Origin of the sequence: Halorubrum sp. Hd13 (assembly GCF_002252755.1) — an archaeon.
In the GTDB taxonomy this organism is placed as follows: Archaea; Halobacteriota; Halobacteria; order Halobacteriales; family Haloferacaceae; genus Halorubrum.
Genome location: NZ_NHOY01000013.1, coordinates 47,852 through 67,996 on the forward strand (window position 1 = coordinate 47,852; position 20,145 = coordinate 67,996).

Below are 20,145 nucleotides of genomic sequence, written 5' to 3' on the forward strand. Positions count from 1 at the left end.
CCGCACGCTGAGGGGCCCGTCGCCGATCGTCGGGTGCCGATCGGCCGATCAGCGCTCCGCGTTCGAGGGCCGTCCGGGATGACCGATTCACAGCGGATAGCCCGTCACGTCGACGCCAAGCACGTCGGACCGCCCGTCTCCGTCACGGGGGTCGACTCGCTCGCGACCGCGAACGAGGGCGACCTCGCCTTCTGCGTGTACGACGACGCCAGATACGTCCGTGAAACGGACGCTGGCGCCGTTCTCTGCCCCCAGACCGTCGGTGCGGTCGCGGGGACGACGCAACTGGTCACCGACGAGCCACGGACGGCGTTCGCGGTCGCGGCGAACGAGTTTCTCGCCGAGGAACCGCTCGACCGAGACGGCGTCCATCCGACGGCGTCGGTCCACGACGACGCGGAGATCGGCGACCGGGTGCGGATCGGCCCTCACGCCGCGATCGGCGCCAACGTCCGCGTCGGCGACGACTGCTCGATTCGGGCGGGAGCGAGCGTCGGGTGCCCCGGCTTCGGGTTCGGGCGCGACGACGAGGGGGTGCCTCGAAGGTTACCCCACCGCGGTCGCGTCCGGATCGAGGACGGCGCCGAAATCGGGGCGAACGCGACAGTCGACCGCGCGGTGTTCGACGAGACCGTCATCGGTCGGAACGCCAAACTGAGCGCAAACGTGCACGTCGCCCATCAGGTCCGGATCGGCCAGAACGTCACGGTGGCGTACGGAACCGGCTTCTCCGGTCGGGTGACGGTCGGGGACGGGGCGGTGATCCAGCCGCACGTGGCCGTGGCGACGGGAGTGGACATCGGCTCCGGGGCCGAGGTCGGCATCAACTCGACGGTCCTCGACGACGTTCCGGCCGGGGAGACGGTCGTCGGGTCTCCCGCCCGGAACCGCTCGAAGGTGAGCGCCGAATGAGCGGTTCCCAAACGCCCGCGCTCGACGGCGTCGAGTTCACCTACGACTGGTACGAGCGCGCGCTGGTGTGGCTGTCGGACCACGGGTACGAATCGTCGTCCTTCGAGGGCGACGTCGGAGACGGTGACCTCCTGCTTCGTCACGACGTCGACCTCTCGCCGAGGAAGGCGCTGGAGATCGGTCGGATAGAGGCCGACCTCGGGTTCCGATCGACGTACTTCTTTCTCGTGTCGAATCCGCTGTACAACGTCTTCGACGCCGTCTGTCGCGCGGTGATCGACGAGATCGACGCGCTGGGCCACGACGTCGGCGTTCACTTCAGCACCCATCAGCACTGGTCGCGCCGACCGTCGCCAGAGGAGCTCCGAGAGCGGGTGACCGCGGAGCGGTCGGCGCTGTCGCTCGCTGCCGAGAACGTGTGCGATCCGGTGTCGTTCCACTGTCCGCCCGAGTGGGTGATCGACCGGACGTTCGACCGACTGGCGACCACGTACGAGCCGCGGTTCTTCTCCGAGGCGACGTACGTGGCCGACTCCGGACAGCGCTGGCGCGAGAGCCACCCGTTCGACACGCGGCTGTCGGAGCGGGTACAGCTCCTCACGCACCCCGGGCTGTGGGGCGAGACGGACCTGCCGTACACCGAGCGGGTGACGTCCAGCATCGACGAAAACGTCGGCTACGCCGAGCGGTTGCTCACCGACCAGCACCTCCGCGAGAAGTTCGACCCGCCGGTCGAGCTTCCCGAGAGGGAGCCGGCGGCCGATCGCTGATCCCATCCGTTCGACGACGGTCCAGCCGGCGTGACGGGCCACGAGGCGGTTCCACGTCGTCGTGTTGCCGTTCGTCGACCGTTTCGGCGTGGATACTCTGTGGATAATTAAAGGCGCCCGTGCCGATCCGTCTCAATGCGATGATCCGACGACCGAGCCCGACGACGGAGTACGGGGCGATCGATACCGTCGCCGAGATCCTGGCGAACGACGACGCGCCGGACGAGTGCATCATCTTCCGTCACTTCCCCGAGACGGACGTGTCGGGAGAAACGGTGTGGGTCTCGGCTCGGGGCGACTCGTTCGTCTCGCTCGACGAGGTGCGGTGAGCGGGTACGGAACGCGGGGTTCAACGGGCCCTCGGTGCGGCCGCTTACCTGCCGCATAAGCAAGTGGACGCCACCGGTGGTGATCGACATATGAGGAGAACAGACGCCGCGTCGGCCTCGACCTCTCGCGAAACGTCGTGTCGCGGTCGACTCCGAGCGACGAGACGGCGACGAGCGCACCGGTGACACGATGAAGGCGTTGATCATCGGCGTCGACGCCGGCTGTCGCCCCGTCTTCGACGACCTCCGTGAGACGAACAGCATCCCCAATATCAGCGCGCTCGCCGCGGAGGGGCTCTCCACCGAGTTGGAATCGCAGATCCCGCCGTGGACGCCGAGCGCGTGGCCGTCGATATACACCGGATCGAACCCCGGAAAGCACGGCGTGTACGGATTCGTCACGTTCGACGGCTACGACTGGGAGGTCTCGACGGCCGACCACGTCCGAGCGCGGACGCTCTGGGAACTGCTCGACGACCACGGTCGATCGAGCGTCGTCGTCAACGCGCCGGTGACCTATCCGCCGGCCGACATCGACGGGGCGATCGTCCCGGGGTTCATGGCGCCGGAAGAGCCGCGGTGCCACCCGGAAGGGCTCTTCGAGGAACTCGTCGACGAGATCGGAGAGTACCGGGTGTACCCGCGCTACTCCCGCGACGACGAACGGCGCTCGGACGAGGAGAAGATCGACGAGTACCGCCGGCTCGCGCGGATGCGGGGCGACGCGTTCAGATACCTCGCCGACCGGTTCGACCCGGATCTGGGGTTCGTCCAGTTCCAGAAGACGGACACGGTGTTTCACGAGTTCGAAGGGGATCCGGAGCACGTCCGCCGCATCTACGAGGAGACCGACGAACAGATCGGCGCGATCCTCGACGCCTGCGACCCGGACTGCGTGTTCCTGGTGAGCGATCACGGGATCGGACAGTACGAGAACTTCGAGTTCAGAGTGAACGAGTTCCTCCGCGACCGCGAGTTCCTCAACGTCTCCGAAGGGGGGAAGGGGATGCCGTCGTGGAACCCGATCCGGAACCAGCTCAGGGACGGCGACGCCGACCGGTCGTGGGACCCCGGTCTCGCGGGGCGGCTCGCCCGCGGCGCCAGCCGCGTCGGTGTCGACCCCCGAGCCCTCCTCGACCGGCTCGAGCACGTGGGTATGGCCGACGCCGTCCGCCGGCACGTCCCCGACGGCGTCGTTCGGGCGACGAGCAAGCAGGTCGACTTCGAGGCGTCGACGGCGTACATGCGCGCGCGAACCGAACTCGGCGTCCGGATCAACCTGGAGGGGCGGGAGCCGGACGGCGTCGTCGCTCGGGAGGAGTACGAGGCGGTCAGAACGGAGCTGATGGACCAGCTCAACGACGTGCAGACGCCCGACGGGAAGCCCGTCTTCGAGGAGGTGGCCCCCAGAGAGCGGTACTTCAGCGGGCCGTTCGCTGAGGACGCGGTCGACATCGTCACTGTCCCGCGGGACTTCTCCGAGTTCCTGTCGGCGCAGCTCCTCGGAGACCAGTTCGGCCCACCGACCGAGCCCTGGAACCACAAGCTCGAGGGGGTCCTGATCGCCGCGGGCGACGGCGTTGCGCCCGACGCGGCGGTCAACAACGCACACATTTTCGACGTCGCTCCCACGGTCATGGCGGCGATGGGCGTCCCGTACAGCGACCGGATGGACGGGACGGTGCTCCCGATGGTGTCGGACACCGGAACCGCTCCGTATCCCGCTGTGGACGGGACGACGCTACCGTAGCCGCTCGCCGTCGCCGCAGGCCGTGGCCGCTCGCCGTCGCCGCAAGCTGTGGCCGCTCGCCGTCCGGGTCGTGGCCGCTCGCCGTCGCCGCGGGTTGAGGGTCGATCGCCGGAACCGCCGTCACTGCCGTTCGGGGAGCGACCTGATCCCGGTTTTTATTCCGTCTGGGACGTTCGAAAGCTCCCACTCGATCCGCGATTTGAGCTGCTGTTTCCCCCGCTCCGTGAGCATGTACTTGTTCGTTCTGTGGTCGTGACTACCCTTCTCCACGAGGCCCTTCTCGACGAGTGCATCGAGGTTCGGGTAGAGCCGGCCGTGCAGGACGTCCGACCCGTAGTACCGCTCGACGGCCTCTTTCACTTCGACCCCCTTCGGCTCCTCCAACCCGAAGGTCGTGAACAGGAGATCGCGTTGAAACGCGGTCAAGTCCATCATCCGTACTCGTCGTACGCGGGTCAGGCATTTACTTCGTCGACATCGTTACGGAACTTAGAACCCACGTAAGCGACCGCGACGCCGAAGCGCCGCGAGCCGCTTCGGCCGTTCCGGTCGGATCGCTACTCCTGTTGGTCCGAGAGCTCGAGGCCGTCGACGTCGGACTGGAGATCCACGACGTTCTCGCGACCGATCCTGACGCGTTTGACGACCTCCTCCTCCTCTAAGTCCGACAGCACGCGGCTCACTTTCGCCTTCGACCACTCCGTCGACTCGATGATCTCGCTCTGTCGCATTCGCCCGTCGTTACGCTTGAGCAGCCGACAGACGACCTCCTCGTTCGTCAGGATCGACTGGTCGATCGGCGACGGATCCCCGCCGGTCGTCTCGTCGGCCGAGTCCCGATCCGGCCCGGGGCCGTCGGTGCCCGAGCCGTCGGACTGGCCGCTCGCGCCCGCTCCTCCGCCTCCGTATCTACGGACCGCCATCACGCCCACCCAGCCGATCGCTATCAGACCGAGGAGCACCGCGGCCAGAATCCGGTGGAGCAGGTACGGCTCGGTCGGATCGAGTCCCAACCGAACGAGCGTCGCGTCGTTGACGCCGTCGCCCGTCGTGTCGCGGACCAGCGGGTTCGTTCCGTACTTCTTCACCTCCTCCCAGTCGGTCAGTCCGTTGTCCGACGTGTCGGGGGTCGTGATGTCCGTCCCGTGTTTGAACTCCTCCGCGTTCGTCAGTCCGTCGCCGGTGAGGTCGCCCTCCTTCTCGATCACCCTCACCTGAAGGGTCGCTTCGTCGACGACGTCGTTCTCGTCGAGGCCCGGGTCGGACAGCTCCATGAGGACGGTGTGATTCCCGGTCGCGTTACTCGGCCAGGAGTCAGTGGAGAGGCGGACGGTTCGGGTGGAGTCGGTGGAGAGTTCGACCTCCACGCAGTCGAACGAGACCGACGAGTCACCGCCCTCCCTGAACCCCCGTCCACAGAGATCGAACGACCCGCTGTCGTTGCCGGACGCGACGGTGACGTTCAATCGGAGCCCCTCCTCCTGCCAGACGAACGGGGGGCCCGGGTGGTCGTCGATCGTCTCGTACTGCGACTCGATGTAACCGTCGCCCTCGAGGGTCACGTTCTGGATCGCGGCACCGCCAGAGTCGGTCTGGGCAGGTCCCGAGGTCGCGTCCTCAGCCAGCGACGCCTGACCGACCCCGGCCATCGCGCCCGAGCACACCAGCGCGACGAAAACGAGGCAAACGACGGCGGTTCGGCCGATCTCGCCAGTCTCGCTCATGATCTCAGGCCCCGCGGCCCGCGGCGGACGATCGGCGCCGTCCCCTGCTCGCACGACCTGTGAACGGGGCTCTCAGTCGCGAGGCGATCGGTCGTAGCCGCCGAGCGCTCGGTCGGAGCCGCCGGGCGTTCGGCGGCGACTCGGGCATGAGACGGAGCGGGGACGATGCGTATTCACGTGTGGCCATCGGGGTGATTTTGAGAGGTCTCCAGAACACACTTTCTCGTTGATTTGAGGTAGTTCGTTGTGCCTAAATTAATGTTTCCCTCGGAGATACCGTCGCGCACCGTCGCGGGACGACTCGGACGAGCGCGGAACCGACCGTCGTCGAACGCGACGCGACCGCCCGCCGTCCGCGGGCCGTGACCGAACGCGTCGTGAGCGACGCGGAGTGCCGGGAGCGCGGAAGCGCGGAGAGAGGCGGGAACGGAGGTGACGTCGCCTCTGAGAGTGTCGCAGACTTCGTTCGTTTCAGAAAGTCCCATTCGGGCGAGAATCGTCGCCCGTCTGTATTATTATGACGCTCCTCAGGCGACCGGCCGCGGCTCGGGACGCGGCCCGAAGCCCGTTACGTATGACGTAAGGCTCGGGCTCCCACGGACGGGCCCTCTGACGGTCAGTGAACCTCGGAAGCCGAGTGGGCGCTCGTCGCACCGGGCCGCGGCTGCGACGCTCTCGCGTCAGAAGCGGTCGCTCGGGACCGAGGCGGGCGGTGAGGGAGTTAACGGCCTCATAACTTAGCCTCGGGACCGTCGAGATGAGTCGATGCCACAGCAGAACGAATTCACGGAGTACGCGCTCCTCGCGGACATCCGGACGACTGACGTTCAGAATCCCCAAGAGCTCGCCGCGATCTGGGGACCGATACGACGGGAGTGTACGGACGTCGGTGCCGAGGTCACTCACTCGTACGCGGTCCTCGGCGAACACGACTTCCTCGTCTTGCTGGACGCACCGAGCCGGGACGTCTGTTTCAAGGCCTCGCTGATCATGGAGCGGCACGGCCTCGACGTCCAGTCGATGGAGGTGGTCCCGACAGAGGCGTTCGGTGAACTCGTCGAGGACCTCTGAGTCGGAGCGGCGACTGGCACGGAGCGTCGCATCGGACACCGCCGTTCGGTCCGCTCGCCGCGTCCGGTCGCTCCCGCGGAACAAAGAGTCGTCGTCGCTCGGCTGGCGTCGGTCGTCGTTCAGTTCTCGGCGGGTCTCGGTCTCTGCGCGGTTCTCGGTCGCCCTTCAGTTCTCGGCGGATGACGGAACGAGTTCGGAGCGGTACGCGTACGCGACCGTGCCGACGAATATCGCGAGCACGACGGTCGCGACGGAGAGTCCCGAGAGCAGCGGTGTCAGTAGCCCGGCCCAGCCGGCGGCCACCAAGAGCCCGGCGCCGCCCGCGGTCTTGAGGAACGTCTCGCGCCGCTCGTTTTCCGCCGAGGTCGCGGTCGTCTCGGTCGGTGCGCTCTCGGTCGGCGGCTCCGGATTCAGGTACCGCTGTACCCGGTCGAGCCGCGGCCGAGGCTCGACGTAGCCGCGCGGTTTGTTGTAGTCGATGAGCCCCAAGTCGTCCAGCTTCGGGAGGTGAGACTGGTACAGCGCGATGTACACGCGCTGGCGTTGGTCCGAGTGCAGCCGCTGTACCGTCGTGTCGTTCTCCCACGCCGCGATCTGAACGGCCATGTCCCGCATCTCGATGACGTCGTCGACGTCGTCCAAGTAGCGGAGGACGTTCCGCCGACGCTCGTTCTGTAGGACGTGAAACACGTCGTCTAATTCGAGCGGTTCCGTGTCGGAACCGGCGTCCTCGATACCCGGAAGCGAGTCGACGGACACGTCGTCGTCGGTCTCTTGGTCCGGTTCCGAGGGTGTCGGTTCGCCGTCTGATTTAGATGCTGCTTTCATCTCTGTCTCGACCTCAACTGGATACAATTATCTACAGATAGAAAAAAGGGAGATACATTTGTGGAGGATTACGCCATCTTACTCACCTTTTCACCGAGTTTCAGTCAACTCGATAAGGTTGCGCAGCCGATTCGTCTCACGAACACGTACGCGGAGATATATTGTCGAGACCGGACGGAGTCGTCACGTCCCGCGATTTTGTTCCGAACAGTATCGACCGTCTATCATTACAGTAGTAGCGGTGTAATCCCACGCGGTATCTGGCGGTTGGGATCGGCCTAAGCCACGGACCGGCGGCCCGCCTCTCGGGTCGGCGATAGGTCGGGCGCCGGCCCCGGACCGGGACCGGCGTAATGCCGGTGTCCGCCCGTGCCGGGGCGCGTGCGGGCGAGGGGGGACATGCGGGCCGACCGGAGCGCGTGCGGGCGACAGGGGCGCGTGCGGGCCGACCGGAGCGCTCCCGACGCTCGTCACCGGAGTGCGCGTCGCTCAGAACGGAAACGGCCGCCGGCGACGTCGGTCGGTGACGCCGGCCGGTGGCCGGGGGATCGAGGCGCGATCCCGACCCGTCGACCGCGAAACTGCCCGCAGACGGGGGGAAGCGGTTACCTGACCGATAATAATGCGGTGTGGCTCCGAGAGATCATCCTACCGATGTTTGCGACGACCGCTGCGACTACCGTGCCGATGGATCGACTGGACCGCGGCTCGCCGGGACCGGTCAGATGACGGTGCCGATCGCCGATCCGTCCGTCGGAACGGCCGAGCGCGAACGCCTCGAATCGGTGCTCGCCTCGGGCCAACTGGCGGACGGCAACGAGGTCCGCGCGTTCGAATCGGCGTTCGCGGAGCACTGTGACGTCGACCGGGCGGTGGCCACCGCGAACGGGACGGCCGCGCTTCACGCCGCCCTCAGAGCCGTCGGCGTCGGCGACGGGTCGGCCGTCGTGACGACGCCGCTCTCCTTCGTGGCGACGGCGAACGCGATCCGGTTCACGGGAGCGACGCCGGTGTTCGCGGACGTCGACCCGGAGACGTACAACCTCGACCCCGACGCGGTCGAGGCGGCGATCCGGTCGGAAGGCGGCGACGTCGACGCGATCCTCGCCGTCCACCTGTACGGGTTGCCCGCCGACCTCGGACGGCTCCGCGAGATCGCCGACGCCCACGACGCCGCGTTGGTGGAGGACGCCGCGCAGGCGCACGGGGCGACGTACGACGGGCGGCCCGTCGGCGCGATCGGCGACGCGGGGTGTTTCTCGTTTTACCCCACGAAGAACATGACGACCGGGGAGGGCGGCATGGTGACGACGGACAGCGCCGACGTCGCCGACCGGGTCCGCCGCTTCATCGACCACGGCAGGGGAGACGGGTCGTACGAACACGCGACGCTGGGGCACAACTTCCGGATGACGAACCTCGCCGCGGCGATCGGCCGGGCGCAACTCGAGAAGCTCCCCGAGTTCGTCGAACGGCGCAGGGCGAACGCCGCCCGCCTCACGGACCGGCTGGCGGAGACGCCGGTGACGACGCCGACCGAGCCCGCGGAACGCCGACACGCCTACCACCAGTACACCGTGCGCACGAGCGATCGCGAGCGGCTCCGGCACGCGCTCGAAGAGGCGGGGATCGAGTCGGGCGTCTACTACCCGACGGTGCTCCACGAGCTGGAGAGCTACTCGGGGGTCGACGCGAGCGCACCCGTCGCGGAGCGAGCGACCGGAGAAGTGCTGTCGCTTCCGGTTCATCCGAAGGTGTCCGCGTCGGATATCGAGGCGATCGCCGAGGCGATCGACCGGGCGCTTTCGGCCGACGGGCCGGAGGGGCCCCGATGAGCCCCGACCGCGTCCGAGCCGGCGTCATCGGGGCCGGCAGCATGGGACAGAACCACGTTCGCGCGTACGACGAACTCGCGGGGGCCGAGCTGGTCGGCGTTCACGACGTCGATTCGGAGCGCGCCGAGCGCGTCGCGACGGAGTACGGGAGTCGGGCGCTGTCGTTCGCGGAGCTCCTGTCCGCCGCCGACGTCGTCACCGTGGCCGTCCCGACGGAGTACCACTTCCAGGCGGTGCGCGAGTGTATCGACGCCGGCGTCGACGTGCTCGTGGAGAAACCGTTCGTCGAACACGTCGACCGGGGACGCTCCCTCCTCGAGTACGCCGACGAGCGGGGCGTCACGGTCCAGGTCGGGCAGATCGAGCGGTTCAACCCGGCGGTCCGAGAGCTGTTCACCCTGCTTCCGGACGTCGAGATCCGCGCCGTCGAGGCCCGTCGGCTCGGACCGCCGCCGGACCGGGCGATCGACGACTCGGTCGTGATGGACCTCATGATCCACGACATCGACCTGCTCTTACAGATCCTCGACGAACCGGCAGAGGTCGCGGCGGCGAGCACGGGCGACGGGGAGTACGCGACCGCGACGGTCAGGTCCGAGTCCGGCGCGATCGGTACGCTGACCGCCAGCAGAGTGACGCAGGAGAAGATCCGCGAGCTCGTCGTCTCCGGCGCGGACCGGAAGATCGAGGTCGACTTCATCGACCAATCGATCGAGATTTGCCGGCGCTCGGTCCCGGAGTACGTCCGAGACACCGGCTCCGTCAACTACCGTCACGAGACGGTCGTCGAGAACCTCGTCGTCGAACGCCACGAGCCGCTGAAAGAGGAGCTCTCGTCGTTCATCGCGGCCGTCCGGGAGGACGAGGAGCCGCTCGTTACCGGGGAAGACGGGCTGCGCGCCGTCGAACTCGCCCAGCGGATCGACGGTATCGGCACGCCCGTCGAGGAGTTCGAGATCGAACGGACGGCGTGAGCCCGAGCCGGGACCCCTTCGGCGACCGATACGACCGCGTCGCGGAGAAGTCTCGCGGCGGGCCCTTACGACACTCGTAAGCGCGATTCGCCGACTCGCGACTGACCTATGGGCCCCCATAATAATCCCCCGTCACGGGGAAGGGTGTGACGAGTATGCCTTCGAAATCAGCAGTCGCCGCGGGTATCGCCCTCGTCACCGTCACGCTCCTCGTGTACATCCGCCGATCGGCGGACGAGCGGTGACCGGATGCGTGACGAACCCGAGCGGATGCGCGACGAGCCAGACCGGAGACGCGACCAGCCAAACCAGATACGCGACGAGCCTGACTGGATACGCGACGACTCAGACCGACCGCGCGACGACCCGGATCGGATGAGCGAACCCAACGTCGTGCTCGGCGACGACGTCGCGATCGACGATCCCCGTCTCGTCGGCTACGTCCACGACGAGTCCGCGCCGCCCGCGGTTATCGGCGACGGAGCGACCGTTCGGTCGGGGACGGTCGTCTACGCCGACGTGGTCGTCGGCGACCGGTTTCAGACGGGTCACGACGCGCTCGTCCGCGAGGAGACCCGGATCGGCGACGACGTCCTCCTCGGGACGAAGGCCGTGATCGACGGGCGGACGACGGTCGGGTCGGACGTGAGCATCCAGACCGGGGCGTACGTCCCGTCGGAGACGACGATCGGCGACGACGTCTTCGTCGGTCCGCACGCGGTCCTCACGAACGACCCGTACCCGGTGCGAGCGGAGACCGACCTCGAGGGACCGACTCTCGAAGACGGCGTCAGCGTGGGGGCGAACGCGACCGTTCTTCCGGGCGTCACCGTCGGGGAGGACGCGTTCGTCGCCGCCGGCGCCGTCGTCACGGACGACGTGGGCGCCGAGGAGCTCGCCGTCGGCAGCCCGGCGGACACGGAACCGCTTCCGAACGCACTCCGGCAGCGGAACTCGGTGTAACATGTACCAGACGCCTTCCACGAGCCGCGAGCGAAGCTACGCCGACGGCGTCGTCGAACGCGCCGCGGACGAGCGGTCGACGGCCGACCGCGCGCCCGACGTCGAGTCCGCGACGGTGTGTGTCGTCGGGCTCGGCTACGTCGGCGTCCCGCTCGCGGTCGCGTTCGACGAGCAGGGGTACGACATCGTCGGCTACGATATCGACCCGGACCGAGTCGCGGAGTTCCGGAACGACCGCGACCCCACGGAGGAGCTGGGAGACGACCGGATCGCCGACAGCCAGATCCGGTTCACCGACGACCCGACGGCGATCCGCGACGCCGACTACGTCCTCATCACCGTTCCGACACCGCTCGACAGCGGGCAGAACCCCGAGCTCGCGTTCGTCAGGAGCGCGGCGGAGACCGTCGCCGAACACGTGAGCGAGGACACGACGATCGTGTTGGAGTCGACGGTGTACCCCGGCGTCACGCGGGACACCGTGGCGCCGATCGTGGAGGAGGGTTCCGGGTTCACGCTCGGCGACGAGTTTCACGTCGGCTACTCGCCGGAGCGGCTCTCGCCCGGGGATCAGGGGCGAACGCTGCAGGAGGCGGTCAAGATCGTGAGCGCCGACACCGCGAGGTCGCTCGAGGAGCTCGCCGCCCTGTACGACTCCGCCGTGGACGCCGGGGTCTACCGGGCGCCCTCGATCGAGACCGCCGAGGCGGCGAAGGTGCTCGAGAACGTCCAGCGCGACCTCAACATCGCCCTGATGAACGAGATGGCCATCATCTGCGACCACCTCGGCCTCGACACGAGCGAGGTGATCGACGCCGCCGCGACCAAGTGGAACTTCCACGACTACAGTCCCGGCCTCGTCGGCGGCCACTGCATCCCGGTCGACCCGCTCTACCTCGCCCACGGCTCCGAGCGGGCCGGGTTCTCTCCGAAGCTCATCTTCCAGGGACGGGAGGTCAACGAGTACATGCCGAAACACGTCGCGGAGGTCACGGTCAAGGCGTTCAACGCGGTGGGAACGGTCCCGAGGGACGCCCGGCTGCTGATCCTGGGAGCCGCGTACAAACCGAACGTTGGCGATATTCGAACGTCGGAAGTGAAGAGCCTCGTCGCCGCGCTCGGCGAGTACGACGTCGACTGCGCGGTCTGTGACCCGGTGGTCGACGACGAGGTGATCGCCGACGCGTTCGGGACCGAGACGGCGACCCTGGGCTCGTTCGACGACTTCGACGGTATCGTGCTGGCGACCCCGCACGACGCCTTCGCCGATCTCGACTACGAGCGGGTGGCCGAATCGCTCAATTCGGACCCGGTGTTCGTCGACGTGGACGGCGTCGCCGATAGGGACGAGATCGGCCGGGCCGGCTACGAGTACCGACGGTTATGAGCTCGACGGCCTCCCGAGCCCGTCGGAGCGCGACCGATCGCGGCGGGACGACCGTCCCGGCGGGGGAAGCATGAAGATCGCCGTGACGATCCAACGACCGCCGCACGTGCATTTCTACCGGCACGTCATCGAGGCGCTCGAACCGACCGCCCACGAGACGCGGGTCTACGTTCGCGACTCGGAGATAACGACCGCGCTGCTCGACGCGTTCGGCATCGAGCACACCGTGCTGACCGACACCGCAAACGGGTCGATGGGGGGTCTCGTGACGTCGCAGCTGCTGTTCGAATCCCGACTGCTCCGTCGACTGCTCCGGTTTCGCCCGGACGTCGTGACGGGTATCGGCGGCCTCTCCGCGTCCCACGCGGGGACGGTGGCCGGCGCCAGAACCGTCGCGTTCACCGACACCGAACACGCGAGACTGTCGAACGCGCTCACGAGGCCGTTCGCCGACGCGATCCACACGCCGGACTGTTTCCATCGGGATTTCGGCCCCAAACACGCCCGATACGCGGGCTATCACGAACTCGCGTACCTGCATCCGAACCGGTTCGACCCGGACCCGAGCGTGCCGGAGGCGGCGGGAGTCGACCCCGCCGAGCCGCTCGCGGTCGTCCGGCTCACCGACTGGGACGCGATGCACGACGTCGGCGCCGGGGGGATGGCCGACGTGACCGACGTCGTCGAACGGCTGGAGGCGGCCGGCGCGCAGGTCCGGGTGACCTCGGAGGTGCAGACGTCGAGCGATCTCGACGATCGCGCCCTCGACGTCCCGCCGGAGGAGGTCCACCACCTGCTCGCGCACGCGGACGTGTATCTCGGTGAGGGGGCGACGATGGCGGCCGAGAGCGCCGTGCTCGGCACGCCCGCGGTGTACGTCAACACGCTCCGGATGGGGTACACCGACGAGCTCGAGGCGCGATACGGGCTGCTGTACAACTGTCAGGGCTCGTTCCGACACGACCGGGCGATCGAGACGGCGGAACGCGTCTTGAACGGTGACGAGGACCATGACTTCGAGGCGCGGCGTGACCGCCTGCTCGACGAGAAGACGGACCCGCACCGCTCGATACTGCGGGCACTCGGCGTGGAGGGGGTGCCGGCGTGACGGACCTCAGCGTCCTGCAGCTGGCGTCGTCCGAGGAGGCGTTTTTCACCCAGCAGGTCGACGCGCTGGAGGAACGCGGCGTCGACTGCACGACGCTCGTCGTCCGCGGCGACGCCGCCGAGGGCGACCCCCGCGGGATCCGCGCGTACGCGGAGACGTACGGCGACGTCCTCGCCGAGGCGAGCGGGTCGTACGATCTGGTCCACGCGAACTACGGGCTTGTCGGGCCGCTCGCGCTCGCACAGCCGGTTCGCCCGGTCGTGTTGACGCTGTGGGGGTCGGAAGTGATGGGATACTCGAACCGGCTCGACCGGGTCACCCGATTCGCCGCTCGACACAGCGACGCCGTCATCGCCCCGAATGAAGCCGTCTCTCGGCGGTTGGACTGCGACCACGAGGTCGTCCCGTTCGGCGTCGACCTCGAGCTGTTCAGGCCCATCGACCGGACCCAGGCGCGGAAACGGCTCGGGTGGGACCAGTCGAAGCGGTTCGTCCTCTTCCCGTACGACACGGACCGGGACGTGAAGGACTTCGAACGCGCACAGCGGGTCGTCTCCGAGGCCGTGGTGAACGCCGAGGTCAAGGCGATCCACGGGCGCGAGTACGAAGAGATGCCCTACCTCATGAACGCCTGTGACGTCCTCCTCGTTACCTCCGAGCGCGAGAGCGGTCCGATGGTCGTCCGCGAAGCGGCCGCCTGTAACGTGCCGGTCGTTTCGACCGACGTCGGGTTCGCGGCCGAGACGCTCGCCGACGTGGAGAACAGCCACGTCGCCGACACCGACGACGAACTGGCCGACGCGCTCGACGCGACGCTCCGGTCCGCCGGCCGATCGAACGGCCGCGAGCGCGTGAGAGCGCATACGGCGGAGCGTATGGCGACCGATCTGCACTCGATCTACAGCGCCCTTCTCGCGACCGACGGCGCTCGGTTATCGTCCGAGTAAGCGATTCCGGGCGGGCGGCGTCCGAGCGAACGATTTCGAACGACCGAAAGTCGCCCGCTTAGCCTCTCGATAGTAATCCCCGATAACACCGATAGGCCGTGGTACGCATGGCAGTCTCCAATGAGCCGACGTCGGACACCGCTCGAGCGCCCGGCTCGAGAACGACGACAGCCCGCGACGAACGTCGAACGCCTCCCGTCCGAAGGGGTGAGCACTGAGATGTGCGGTATCATCGGGTGCGTGGGGGTCGACGACTCGGCCGACCGCGTTCTGAGCGGCCTCAAGAACCTCGAGTACAGGGGGTACGACTCCGCCGGGGTGGCCGTCAGCACGGCCGAGGGCATCGCAGTGCGCAAGCGCGCCGGGAAGATCAGCGACCTCGAAGAGCGGTTCTCCCGCGGGCTCCCCGATGGGGAGATGTCCGTCGGGCACACGCGCTGGAGCACCCACGGGCCGCCGACCGACGAGAACGCCCACCCGCACACGAGCGGGTCTGAGGACGTCGCGGTGGTCCACAACGGGATCATCTCCAACTACGAGACCCTCCGAGAGGAGTGCCGCGGCCGCGGATACCGGTTCACCAGCGACACGGACACCGAGGTCGTCGCCCACCTCATCGAACGGTACCTCGACCGGGGTGACGGCCCCGAGACGGCGTTCCGGAAGACGGTAGACCGGATAGCGGGGAGCTACGCTATCGCCGTCCTGATCGAGGGGTCAGAGACCGTATACGCGGCGCGGGAAGGCTCCCCGCTCGTGCTCGGGATCGGCGACGACGCCGAGGCGGGCGGCTACTACCTCGCGAGCGACGTGCCCGCGTTTCTCGAACACACCGATCAGGTGGTGTACCTCCAAGACGGCGACGTTCTCACCGTCTCCCCGGACGGCTACTCGTTCCTCGAACGGGGCGGGACGGAGCGGGAGAGACCGGTCGAGACGGTCGAGTGGAGCGCGGGCGAGACCGGCAAGGGAGGGTACGATCACTTCATGATCAAGGAGATCGAAGAGCAGCCGACCTCCCTCGCCGACACCTTGGAAGGGCGGGCCGATCCGGACGGCGGGATGATCGAGTTCGAGTCGTTCCCGGACGGGTCGTTCGCCGACGTTCAGGAGGTCCACTTGGTCGCCTGTGGAACGTCGTACCACGCCGCGATGTACGGCGCGAGGATCCTGAACAAAAGGGGCATCCGAGCGACGTCGTACCGGGCGAGCCAGTACGGGGACACCGTCCCGAAAGACGAGGAAACGCTGGTCATCGCGGTCACGCAGAGCGGCGAGACGGCGGACACGCTCGCCGCACTCAACGCCGCGAAACGCGACGGAGCCCGGACGTTCGCCGTCACGAACGTCGTCGGATCGACCGTCTCGCGGGAGGCGGATTCGACGGTGTACATCCGGGCCGGTCCGGAGATCGGCGTCGCGGCGACCAAGACGTTCTCCTCGCAGGTCGTCACGCTCGCGATGCTCGCCGAGGAGTTCGCGGCCGACATCGATGGCGCGACCCCGCGAGACGACACGCAGGAGTTCGTGGCGGCGCTCTCCCGGCTCCCTGGGCAGATCGACGACGTCGTGTCCACCTCGCGCGTCACCGATCTCTGCGAGCGGTACACCGATCAGGAGGAGTACTTCTTCATCGGCCACGGACTCGCGTACCCAGTCGCGCTCGAAGGCGCGCTGAAGTACAAAGAGATCACCTACGAACACGCCGAGGGGTTCACCTCCGGCGAGTTGAAGCACGGCCCGCTGGCGCTCGTGACCCACGGCGTCCCGGTGTTCGCCCTCTTCACCGGAGAGAACGACGAGCGGACCCGCATCAACGCGACGGAAGCCCAGTCGCGGGGCGCGCACGTGATCGCCGTCGCGGGCGAGGGGATCGACGTCGACTTCGCCGACGAAGTCGTTCGCGTCCCGTCGACGCACCCGGACCTCAACGGCCTGCTGGCGAACGTCATGCTCCAGCTCGTCTCGTACTACTCCGCGAAGCTACTGGATCGCCCGATCGACAAGCCGCGCAACCTCGCGAAGAGCGTGACGGTCAACTAACAGTGAGCACCGACACGACCGCGAGATGCGACCGATGACCGACGCCACAGTCGAAACGCCCCCGTCGGACGACGAACCGGCCCGGTCCCGACCGGGAACCACCTCGTCACCGAGCGAATCGGGGCTGATGAACGACGAGCTGTTCGGCGTCTTCGGCGATCGCGAACGCCTCGACGCGAGTCGGCCGGCGACGGAGTTCGACAGGGTCGTCGCCGGCGAGACGGTGACGATCGGCCTCCGCGGGAGCGAGGGCCGCCACCGCGAACGGTGTCACGTGTACGAGGGCCCGGACGGCTGCTGTGTCGTCTGGGGCGAGCTGTTCCCGCCCGAGTCGACGGATATCGACGCGGCCGAGTGGGTCTACGAACGGTTCGCGGCCGTCGGGACGGACGCGTTCGACGAGCTCAACGGCGCCTATCTCGTCGCCGTGGAGCACGACGGGACCGCTGCGATCGCCCCGGACCTCCTCCGGTCCGTGGAGTGTTACGTCACGGACCGAGACGGGTACCGGGCGTTCGGAACCGACCCGGTCGGCGTCGCGCGGCTCGTCGAGGACCCGTCGATCGACGACCGCGCGCTGAACCAGTTCGTCCACTTCGGCGTGAGCTTCGAGAACAGGACGCTGCTCGAACGACTGCGGCGGGTCCCCTTCGACGCCGCGCTCGGCGAGCGGTCGACGACGGAACTGGAACGCTTCGTGTATCGACCGCGCGACGGCTCGCAGGCGGACCACGCGGCTGACCTCGCGGAACGGCTGGAGCGTGCGGTCGCCCGTCGCGACGGCGACGGCGCGTCCGCGGGTGCGCTGGCGAGCGCGGGCTACGACTCGCGGCTGCTGCTCGCGACGGTGTCGGACATCGACGTCAGCTACACCCTCGGGACGCCCACGGCGCCCGAAGTGCGAGTCGCCCGGGAGGTCGCGACGCAGTACGGCGTCGACCACGAACTCCTGCCGGTGACGGACCGCTACCTCGACGCCGACTCGGACGTCGTCCGGTACACCGGCGGGATACGGGAATCGCTCCACATCCACCACCGCGGCAACCGCGACGCGCTCACGCCGCCGAAGATGTACCACGGGCTGTTCCTCGACACCGTGTTGCGCGACCACTACGTCCCGTCCCGCACGATCGACGCCGTCGGTCACTCGCTCCCGATCGGGGGGCTGGAGTCGGATCCCGACCCGGTCGACCACTACCGGACGCGGCTCGGCTTCTGGGGCGACGGGGCGCCGCTCGCGGGCGGCGATGACTGGGACGGGACCGTCGACGAGCTGTTCGAGGAGTCGGTCACGACCGCCATCCAGAGCTACGGCCAGCGGTGCGACTCGACGTTGAACGCGATGGCGATGCTCGGAATCCAGCTCACGCCGGCGCTCCCCTTCCGAACGCAGATCGCCGACAACCACGTCGAGAGCCTCATCGCGGCCGACGCGGAGATACTCGACTGGCACCTCTCGACGCCGCCAGAGCACCGGAACGGGGAGACGTTCCAGCGGGCGCTGGGGCTCATCGACGACGATATCCTGAGGCATCGACCGCCGGACCGGCCCCACGAGTCGTACATGCTGAACCAGATAGAGGGGTTCCTCAGGCGAACCCTCCCGGGCGTCGACGCGCCGGGAACGCCGTGGCCCGACCGAGACGAGATTTACGCCGCCGCCGGGATGGACGAGCGGCTCTTTCCGGACTCACCTGACGTACACCGATTACCGCCGCGGATCAAGCTCCGGATCAACGACGCGCTCGTGTGGCTCGAGTGCGCGACGGGGACCGATCACGATCCGGAATCGCTGTTCAGCCTGGACTGAGGCGACGCCTCCGGACCGCCTCTCGACCTCCGTGCGACGTCGTTCCCAGAGCGGAGACGCCCGTCCGAACCCGATCGCCCAGTGGTCGTGACAGGATAGCAGCCGTGAGCGTGTCATAGAACTCTTCCCATACTACAGTCAGTTTGATTACTATTATAGCGGTTTACTGACTTAGAGTTGCGTGCACTAGGTGCACGACGTTTAAAACCGGTTAGAGTGTGCCTTTTCGTTTCCGAATAATGATTTCTCGCACCCGTTCAACGTGGTTTGTCTCGGATTGAACGAATGCTGTGAGGATGGCTTCGACGATCTCGGAGCGGTTGATTCCGAGATCGTCACACTCAGCGACCAGTTCATCCACTTCTCGCACGATTTCCTCATCAACAGCGACTCCGAACTTCTCTTTCGTCATAGCTACGACAATCTAAGAACAACGTGCACCAAGTGTACGGCGCTTTCAATTAGTTAGAGCTGATTCAACAAACCATGAGAACTCTTCTATGACACGCTCGCCGTGGCAAGACGCCGCACCGTTTTCGCTCGCCTCCCCGGAGTTGCGATCGGGCGTATCGCCCGCTCTCACCGTCTTTTAGGCAGTTGATAGCGGGGAGGCTAGCGGGGCGAAGAGGTCTGTTCCGAGAATTCCACCGTCGTCGCTCGTGGTTCCGTCATCGTCCGTCGTATTCCCGTCATCGTCCGTCGTATTCCCGTCATCGGTCGCGTTTCCGCCGTCGGTCGCATTTCCGCCGTCGGTCGCATTTCCGCCGTCGGTCGCATTTCCGCCGTCAGTCGCATTCCCATTGTCCGTCGTATTCCCGCCATCGGTCGCGTTTCCGCCATCGGTCGTGGTTACATCGTCCGTCGCGTTTTCGCCATCAGTCGCGTTTCCGCCATCGGTCGCGTTCCCGCTATCAGTCGTGTTTCCTCCGTCGGTCGCATTCACATCGTCTGTCGCGCTTCCGCCATCGGTCGCGTTTCCGCTATCAGTCGTGTTTCCGCCGTCTGTCGCGCTTCCGCTATCAGTCGTGTTTCCGCCGTCTGTCGCGCTTCCGCTATCAGTCGTGTTTCCGCCGTCTGTCGCGCTTCCGCTATCAGTCGTGTTCCCGCTATCAGTCGTGTTTCCGCCGTCTGTCGCGTTTTCGCCGTCGGTCGTGGTTACATTGTCCGTCGCGTTTCCGTCATCTGTGTCGTTCTCCGTCAGTTCGATTTGAATCTCACGCGTGTCGTCGCCAGTGTCGACGACGACCCGGCGCGTTCCGGGGTCGTATCTGCTCGTGTTGACCGTATGTCGAGACGTCTCCTGCTCGCCGGCGTCCACGCTGACGGAGTCCGACTGGACCTGTTCGTCGCCGAACGAGAGATCGACGTCGGTCGAGCCGTCGGATCCGCCGTCGTTGGCGACGGTGTACTCGACGGAGACCGTTTCGCCGACCGTCGCGTCCTCGGGGGCGTTGAGCCCGGTCACGTTGAATTCGGCGGGGCGAGTGTCCCCGTCTCCGCCGTCATCGGTGTTTCCGTCACCGCTGTTCCGGCTACCGGCGTTACTATTTCCGCCATCATTGGTTTGGCTGTCGTCGCTGTCGGTGGTCTGGCTGTCGTCGCTGTTGTCGTTTCCACCGTTGGTCTGGCTGTCGTCGCTGTCGGTGGTCTGGCTGTCGTCGCTGTTGTCGTTTCCACCGTTGGTCTGGCTGTCG

General features: G+C 67.2%; 17 protein-coding genes and 1 pseudogene. 13 read left to right on the forward strand and 5 right to left on the reverse strand.

Going from position 1 to position 20,145, the window contains the following annotated elements; all coding sequences use genetic code 11:
* Positions 1-78: 78 nt before the first annotated feature.
* From DJ81_RS01855 to DJ81_RS01870, 4 genes are all read left to right on the forward strand, one after another.
* Complete coding sequence (locus DJ81_RS01855) at positions 79-912, forward strand: LpxD N-terminal domain-containing protein (RefSeq protein ID WP_094525776.1); 834 nt, start codon at positions 79-81, stop codon at positions 910-912.
* Positions 909-1,682, forward strand: a complete 774-nt coding sequence (locus tag DJ81_RS01860) for a hypothetical protein (protein ID WP_094588164.1) — start codon at positions 909-911, stop codon at positions 1,680-1,682. The genes DJ81_RS01855 and DJ81_RS01860 overlap by 4 nt, the downstream gene beginning before the upstream one ends.
* A 140-nt stretch (positions 1,683-1,822) precedes the next feature.
* Positions 1,823-2,011, forward strand: a complete 189-nt coding sequence (locus DJ81_RS01865) for a hypothetical protein (RefSeq protein WP_094525774.1) — start codon at positions 1,823-1,825, stop codon at positions 2,009-2,011.
* A 190-nt stretch (positions 2,012-2,201) separates the two neighbouring features.
* Positions 2,202-3,761 (forward strand): alkaline phosphatase family protein, encoded by a 1,560-nt coding sequence (locus tag DJ81_RS01870; protein ID WP_094588166.1) that lies wholly within the window; start codon positions 2,202-2,204, stop codon positions 3,759-3,761.
* Positions 3,762-3,881: 120 nt separating this feature from the next.
* Here DJ81_RS01870 and DJ81_RS01875 read toward each other — a convergent pair whose 3' ends face one another.
* Complete coding sequence (locus tag DJ81_RS01875; RefSeq protein ID WP_094525772.1) at positions 3,882-4,196, reverse strand: helix-turn-helix transcriptional regulator; 315 nt, start codon at positions 4,194-4,196, stop codon at positions 3,882-3,884.
* Positions 4,197-4,318: 122 nt separating this feature from the next.
* Positions 4,319-5,485 (reverse strand): helix-turn-helix domain-containing protein, encoded by a 1,167-nt coding sequence (locus DJ81_RS01880; protein WP_094588168.1) that lies wholly within the window; start codon positions 5,483-5,485, stop codon positions 4,319-4,321.
* A 765-nt stretch (positions 5,486-6,250) separates the two neighbouring features.
* Between DJ81_RS01880 and DJ81_RS01885 the strand changes: the two genes are divergently transcribed.
* Positions 6,251-6,556, forward strand: a complete 306-nt coding sequence (locus DJ81_RS01885; protein ID WP_094527395.1) for a GYD domain-containing protein — start codon at positions 6,251-6,253, stop codon at positions 6,554-6,556.
* A 165-nt stretch (positions 6,557-6,721) separates the two neighbouring features.
* Here the strand turns inward: DJ81_RS01885 and DJ81_RS01890 are convergent, their stop codons facing one another.
* Positions 6,722-7,384 (reverse strand): hypothetical protein, encoded by a 663-nt coding sequence (locus DJ81_RS01890; RefSeq protein WP_094588170.1) that lies wholly within the window; start codon positions 7,382-7,384, stop codon positions 6,722-6,724.
* 725 nt (positions 7,385-8,109) lie between these two features.
* On the opposite strand from DJ81_RS01890, the gene DJ81_RS01895 reads away from it, so the two are divergent.
* The 8 genes from DJ81_RS01895 (at position 8,110) to DJ81_RS01930 (ending at position 18,451) form a co-directional block, all read left to right on the forward strand.
* Complete coding sequence (locus tag DJ81_RS01895; protein ID WP_094557773.1) at positions 8,110-9,219, forward strand: DegT/DnrJ/EryC1/StrS aminotransferase family protein; 1,110 nt, start codon at positions 8,110-8,112, stop codon at positions 9,217-9,219.
* Positions 9,216-10,193 carry a Gfo/Idh/MocA family protein gene (locus DJ81_RS01900; RefSeq protein ID WP_094525767.1) on the forward strand — a complete coding sequence of 326 codons (978 nt, stop codon included), beginning with the start codon at positions 9,216-9,218 and terminating at the stop codon, positions 10,191-10,193. Before DJ81_RS01895 ends, DJ81_RS01900 begins: the two co-directional genes overlap by 4 nt.
* 375 nt (positions 10,194-10,568) lie before the next feature.
* Positions 10,569-11,156: an acyltransferase gene (locus DJ81_RS01905; RefSeq protein WP_094525789.1), complete on the forward strand. Its 588-nt coding sequence runs from the start codon at positions 10,569-10,571 to the stop codon at positions 11,154-11,156.
* Between the two features lies 1 nt (position 11,157).
* Positions 11,158-12,543 (forward strand): nucleotide sugar dehydrogenase, encoded by a 1,386-nt coding sequence (locus DJ81_RS01910; protein ID WP_094525766.1) that lies wholly within the window; start codon positions 11,158-11,160, stop codon positions 12,541-12,543.
* Between the two features lie 70 nt (positions 12,544-12,613).
* Positions 12,614-13,651, forward strand: coding sequence for a DUF354 domain-containing protein (locus DJ81_RS01915; RefSeq protein ID WP_094525765.1), 1,038 nt, complete (start codon positions 12,614-12,616; stop codon positions 13,649-13,651).
* Positions 13,648-14,598: a glycosyltransferase family 4 protein gene (locus DJ81_RS01920; protein WP_094588172.1), complete on the forward strand. Its 951-nt coding sequence runs from the start codon at positions 13,648-13,650 to the stop codon at positions 14,596-14,598. The genes DJ81_RS01915 and DJ81_RS01920 overlap by 4 nt, the downstream gene beginning before the upstream one ends.
* Positions 14,599-14,817: 219 nt before the next feature.
* Positions 14,818-16,641 carry a glutamine--fructose-6-phosphate transaminase (isomerizing) gene (gene glmS / locus DJ81_RS01925; protein WP_094525763.1) on the forward strand — a complete coding sequence of 608 codons (1,824 nt, stop codon included), beginning with the start codon at positions 14,818-14,820 and terminating at the stop codon, positions 16,639-16,641.
* 34 nt (positions 16,642-16,675) lie between these two features.
* Positions 16,676-18,451 (forward strand): asparagine synthase-related protein, encoded by a 1,776-nt coding sequence (locus DJ81_RS01930; protein WP_212589814.1) that lies wholly within the window; start codon positions 16,676-16,678, stop codon positions 18,449-18,451.
* A gap of 211 nt (positions 18,452-18,662) precedes the next feature.
* Here the strand turns inward: DJ81_RS01930 and DJ81_RS18605 are convergent, their stop codons facing one another.
* Both DJ81_RS18605 and DJ81_RS19030 read right to left on the reverse strand, forming a co-directional pair.
* Positions 18,663-18,863 (reverse strand): ribbon-helix-helix protein, CopG family, encoded by a 201-nt coding sequence (locus DJ81_RS18605; RefSeq protein WP_141212505.1) that lies wholly within the window; start codon positions 18,861-18,863, stop codon positions 18,663-18,665.
* A 177-nt stretch (positions 18,864-19,040) separates the two neighbouring features.
* Positions 19,041-20,145, reverse strand: a pseudogene (locus DJ81_RS19030) (hypothetical protein); the annotation flags it as partial.

What these genes read in the sequence shown, in the direction of transcription:
- DJ81_RS01855 (WP_094525776.1), top strand. Translation starts at nt 79, where the DNA reads ATGACCGATTCACAGCGGATAGCCCGTCACGTCGACGCCAAGCACGTC.
- DJ81_RS01860 (WP_094588164.1), top strand. Translation starts at nt 909, where the DNA reads ATGAGCGGTTCCCAAACGCCCGCGCTCGACGGCGTCGAGTTCACCTAC.
- DJ81_RS01865 (WP_094525774.1), top strand. Translation starts at nt 1,823, where the DNA reads ATGATCCGACGACCGAGCCCGACGACGGAGTACGGGGCGATCGATACC.
- DJ81_RS01870 (WP_094588166.1), top strand. Translation starts at nt 2,202, where the DNA reads ATGAAGGCGTTGATCATCGGCGTCGACGCCGGCTGTCGCCCCGTCTTC.
- DJ81_RS01875 (WP_094525772.1), bottom strand. Translation starts at nt 4,196, where the DNA reads ATGATGGACTTGACCGCGTTTCAACGCGATCTCCTGTTCACGACCTTC.
- DJ81_RS01880 (WP_094588168.1), bottom strand. Translation starts at nt 5,485, where the DNA reads ATGAGCGAGACTGGCGAGATCGGCCGAACCGCCGTCGTTTGCCTCGTT.
- DJ81_RS01885 (WP_094527395.1), top strand. Translation starts at nt 6,251, where the DNA reads ATGCCACAGCAGAACGAATTCACGGAGTACGCGCTCCTCGCGGACATC.
- DJ81_RS01890 (WP_094588170.1), bottom strand. Translation starts at nt 7,384, where the DNA reads ATGAAAGCAGCATCTAAATCAGACGGCGAACCGACACCCTCGGAACCG.
- DJ81_RS01895 (WP_094557773.1), top strand. Translation starts at nt 8,110, where the DNA reads ATGACGGTGCCGATCGCCGATCCGTCCGTCGGAACGGCCGAGCGCGAA.
- DJ81_RS01900 (WP_094525767.1), top strand. Translation starts at nt 9,216, where the DNA reads ATGAGCCCCGACCGCGTCCGAGCCGGCGTCATCGGGGCCGGCAGCATG.
- DJ81_RS01905 (WP_094525789.1), top strand. Translation starts at nt 10,569, where the DNA reads ATGAGCGAACCCAACGTCGTGCTCGGCGACGACGTCGCGATCGACGAT.
- DJ81_RS01910 (WP_094525766.1), top strand. Translation starts at nt 11,158, where the DNA reads ATGTACCAGACGCCTTCCACGAGCCGCGAGCGAAGCTACGCCGACGGC.
- DJ81_RS01915 (WP_094525765.1), top strand. Translation starts at nt 12,614, where the DNA reads ATGAAGATCGCCGTGACGATCCAACGACCGCCGCACGTGCATTTCTAC.
- glmS (WP_094525763.1), top strand. Translation starts at nt 14,818, where the DNA reads ATGTGCGGTATCATCGGGTGCGTGGGGGTCGACGACTCGGCCGACCGC.
- DJ81_RS01930 (WP_212589814.1), top strand. Translation starts at nt 16,676, where the DNA reads ATGACCGACGCCACAGTCGAAACGCCCCCGTCGGACGACGAACCGGCC.
- DJ81_RS18605 (WP_141212505.1), bottom strand. Translation starts at nt 18,863, where the DNA reads ATGACGAAAGAGAAGTTCGGAGTCGCTGTTGATGAGGAAATCGTGCGA.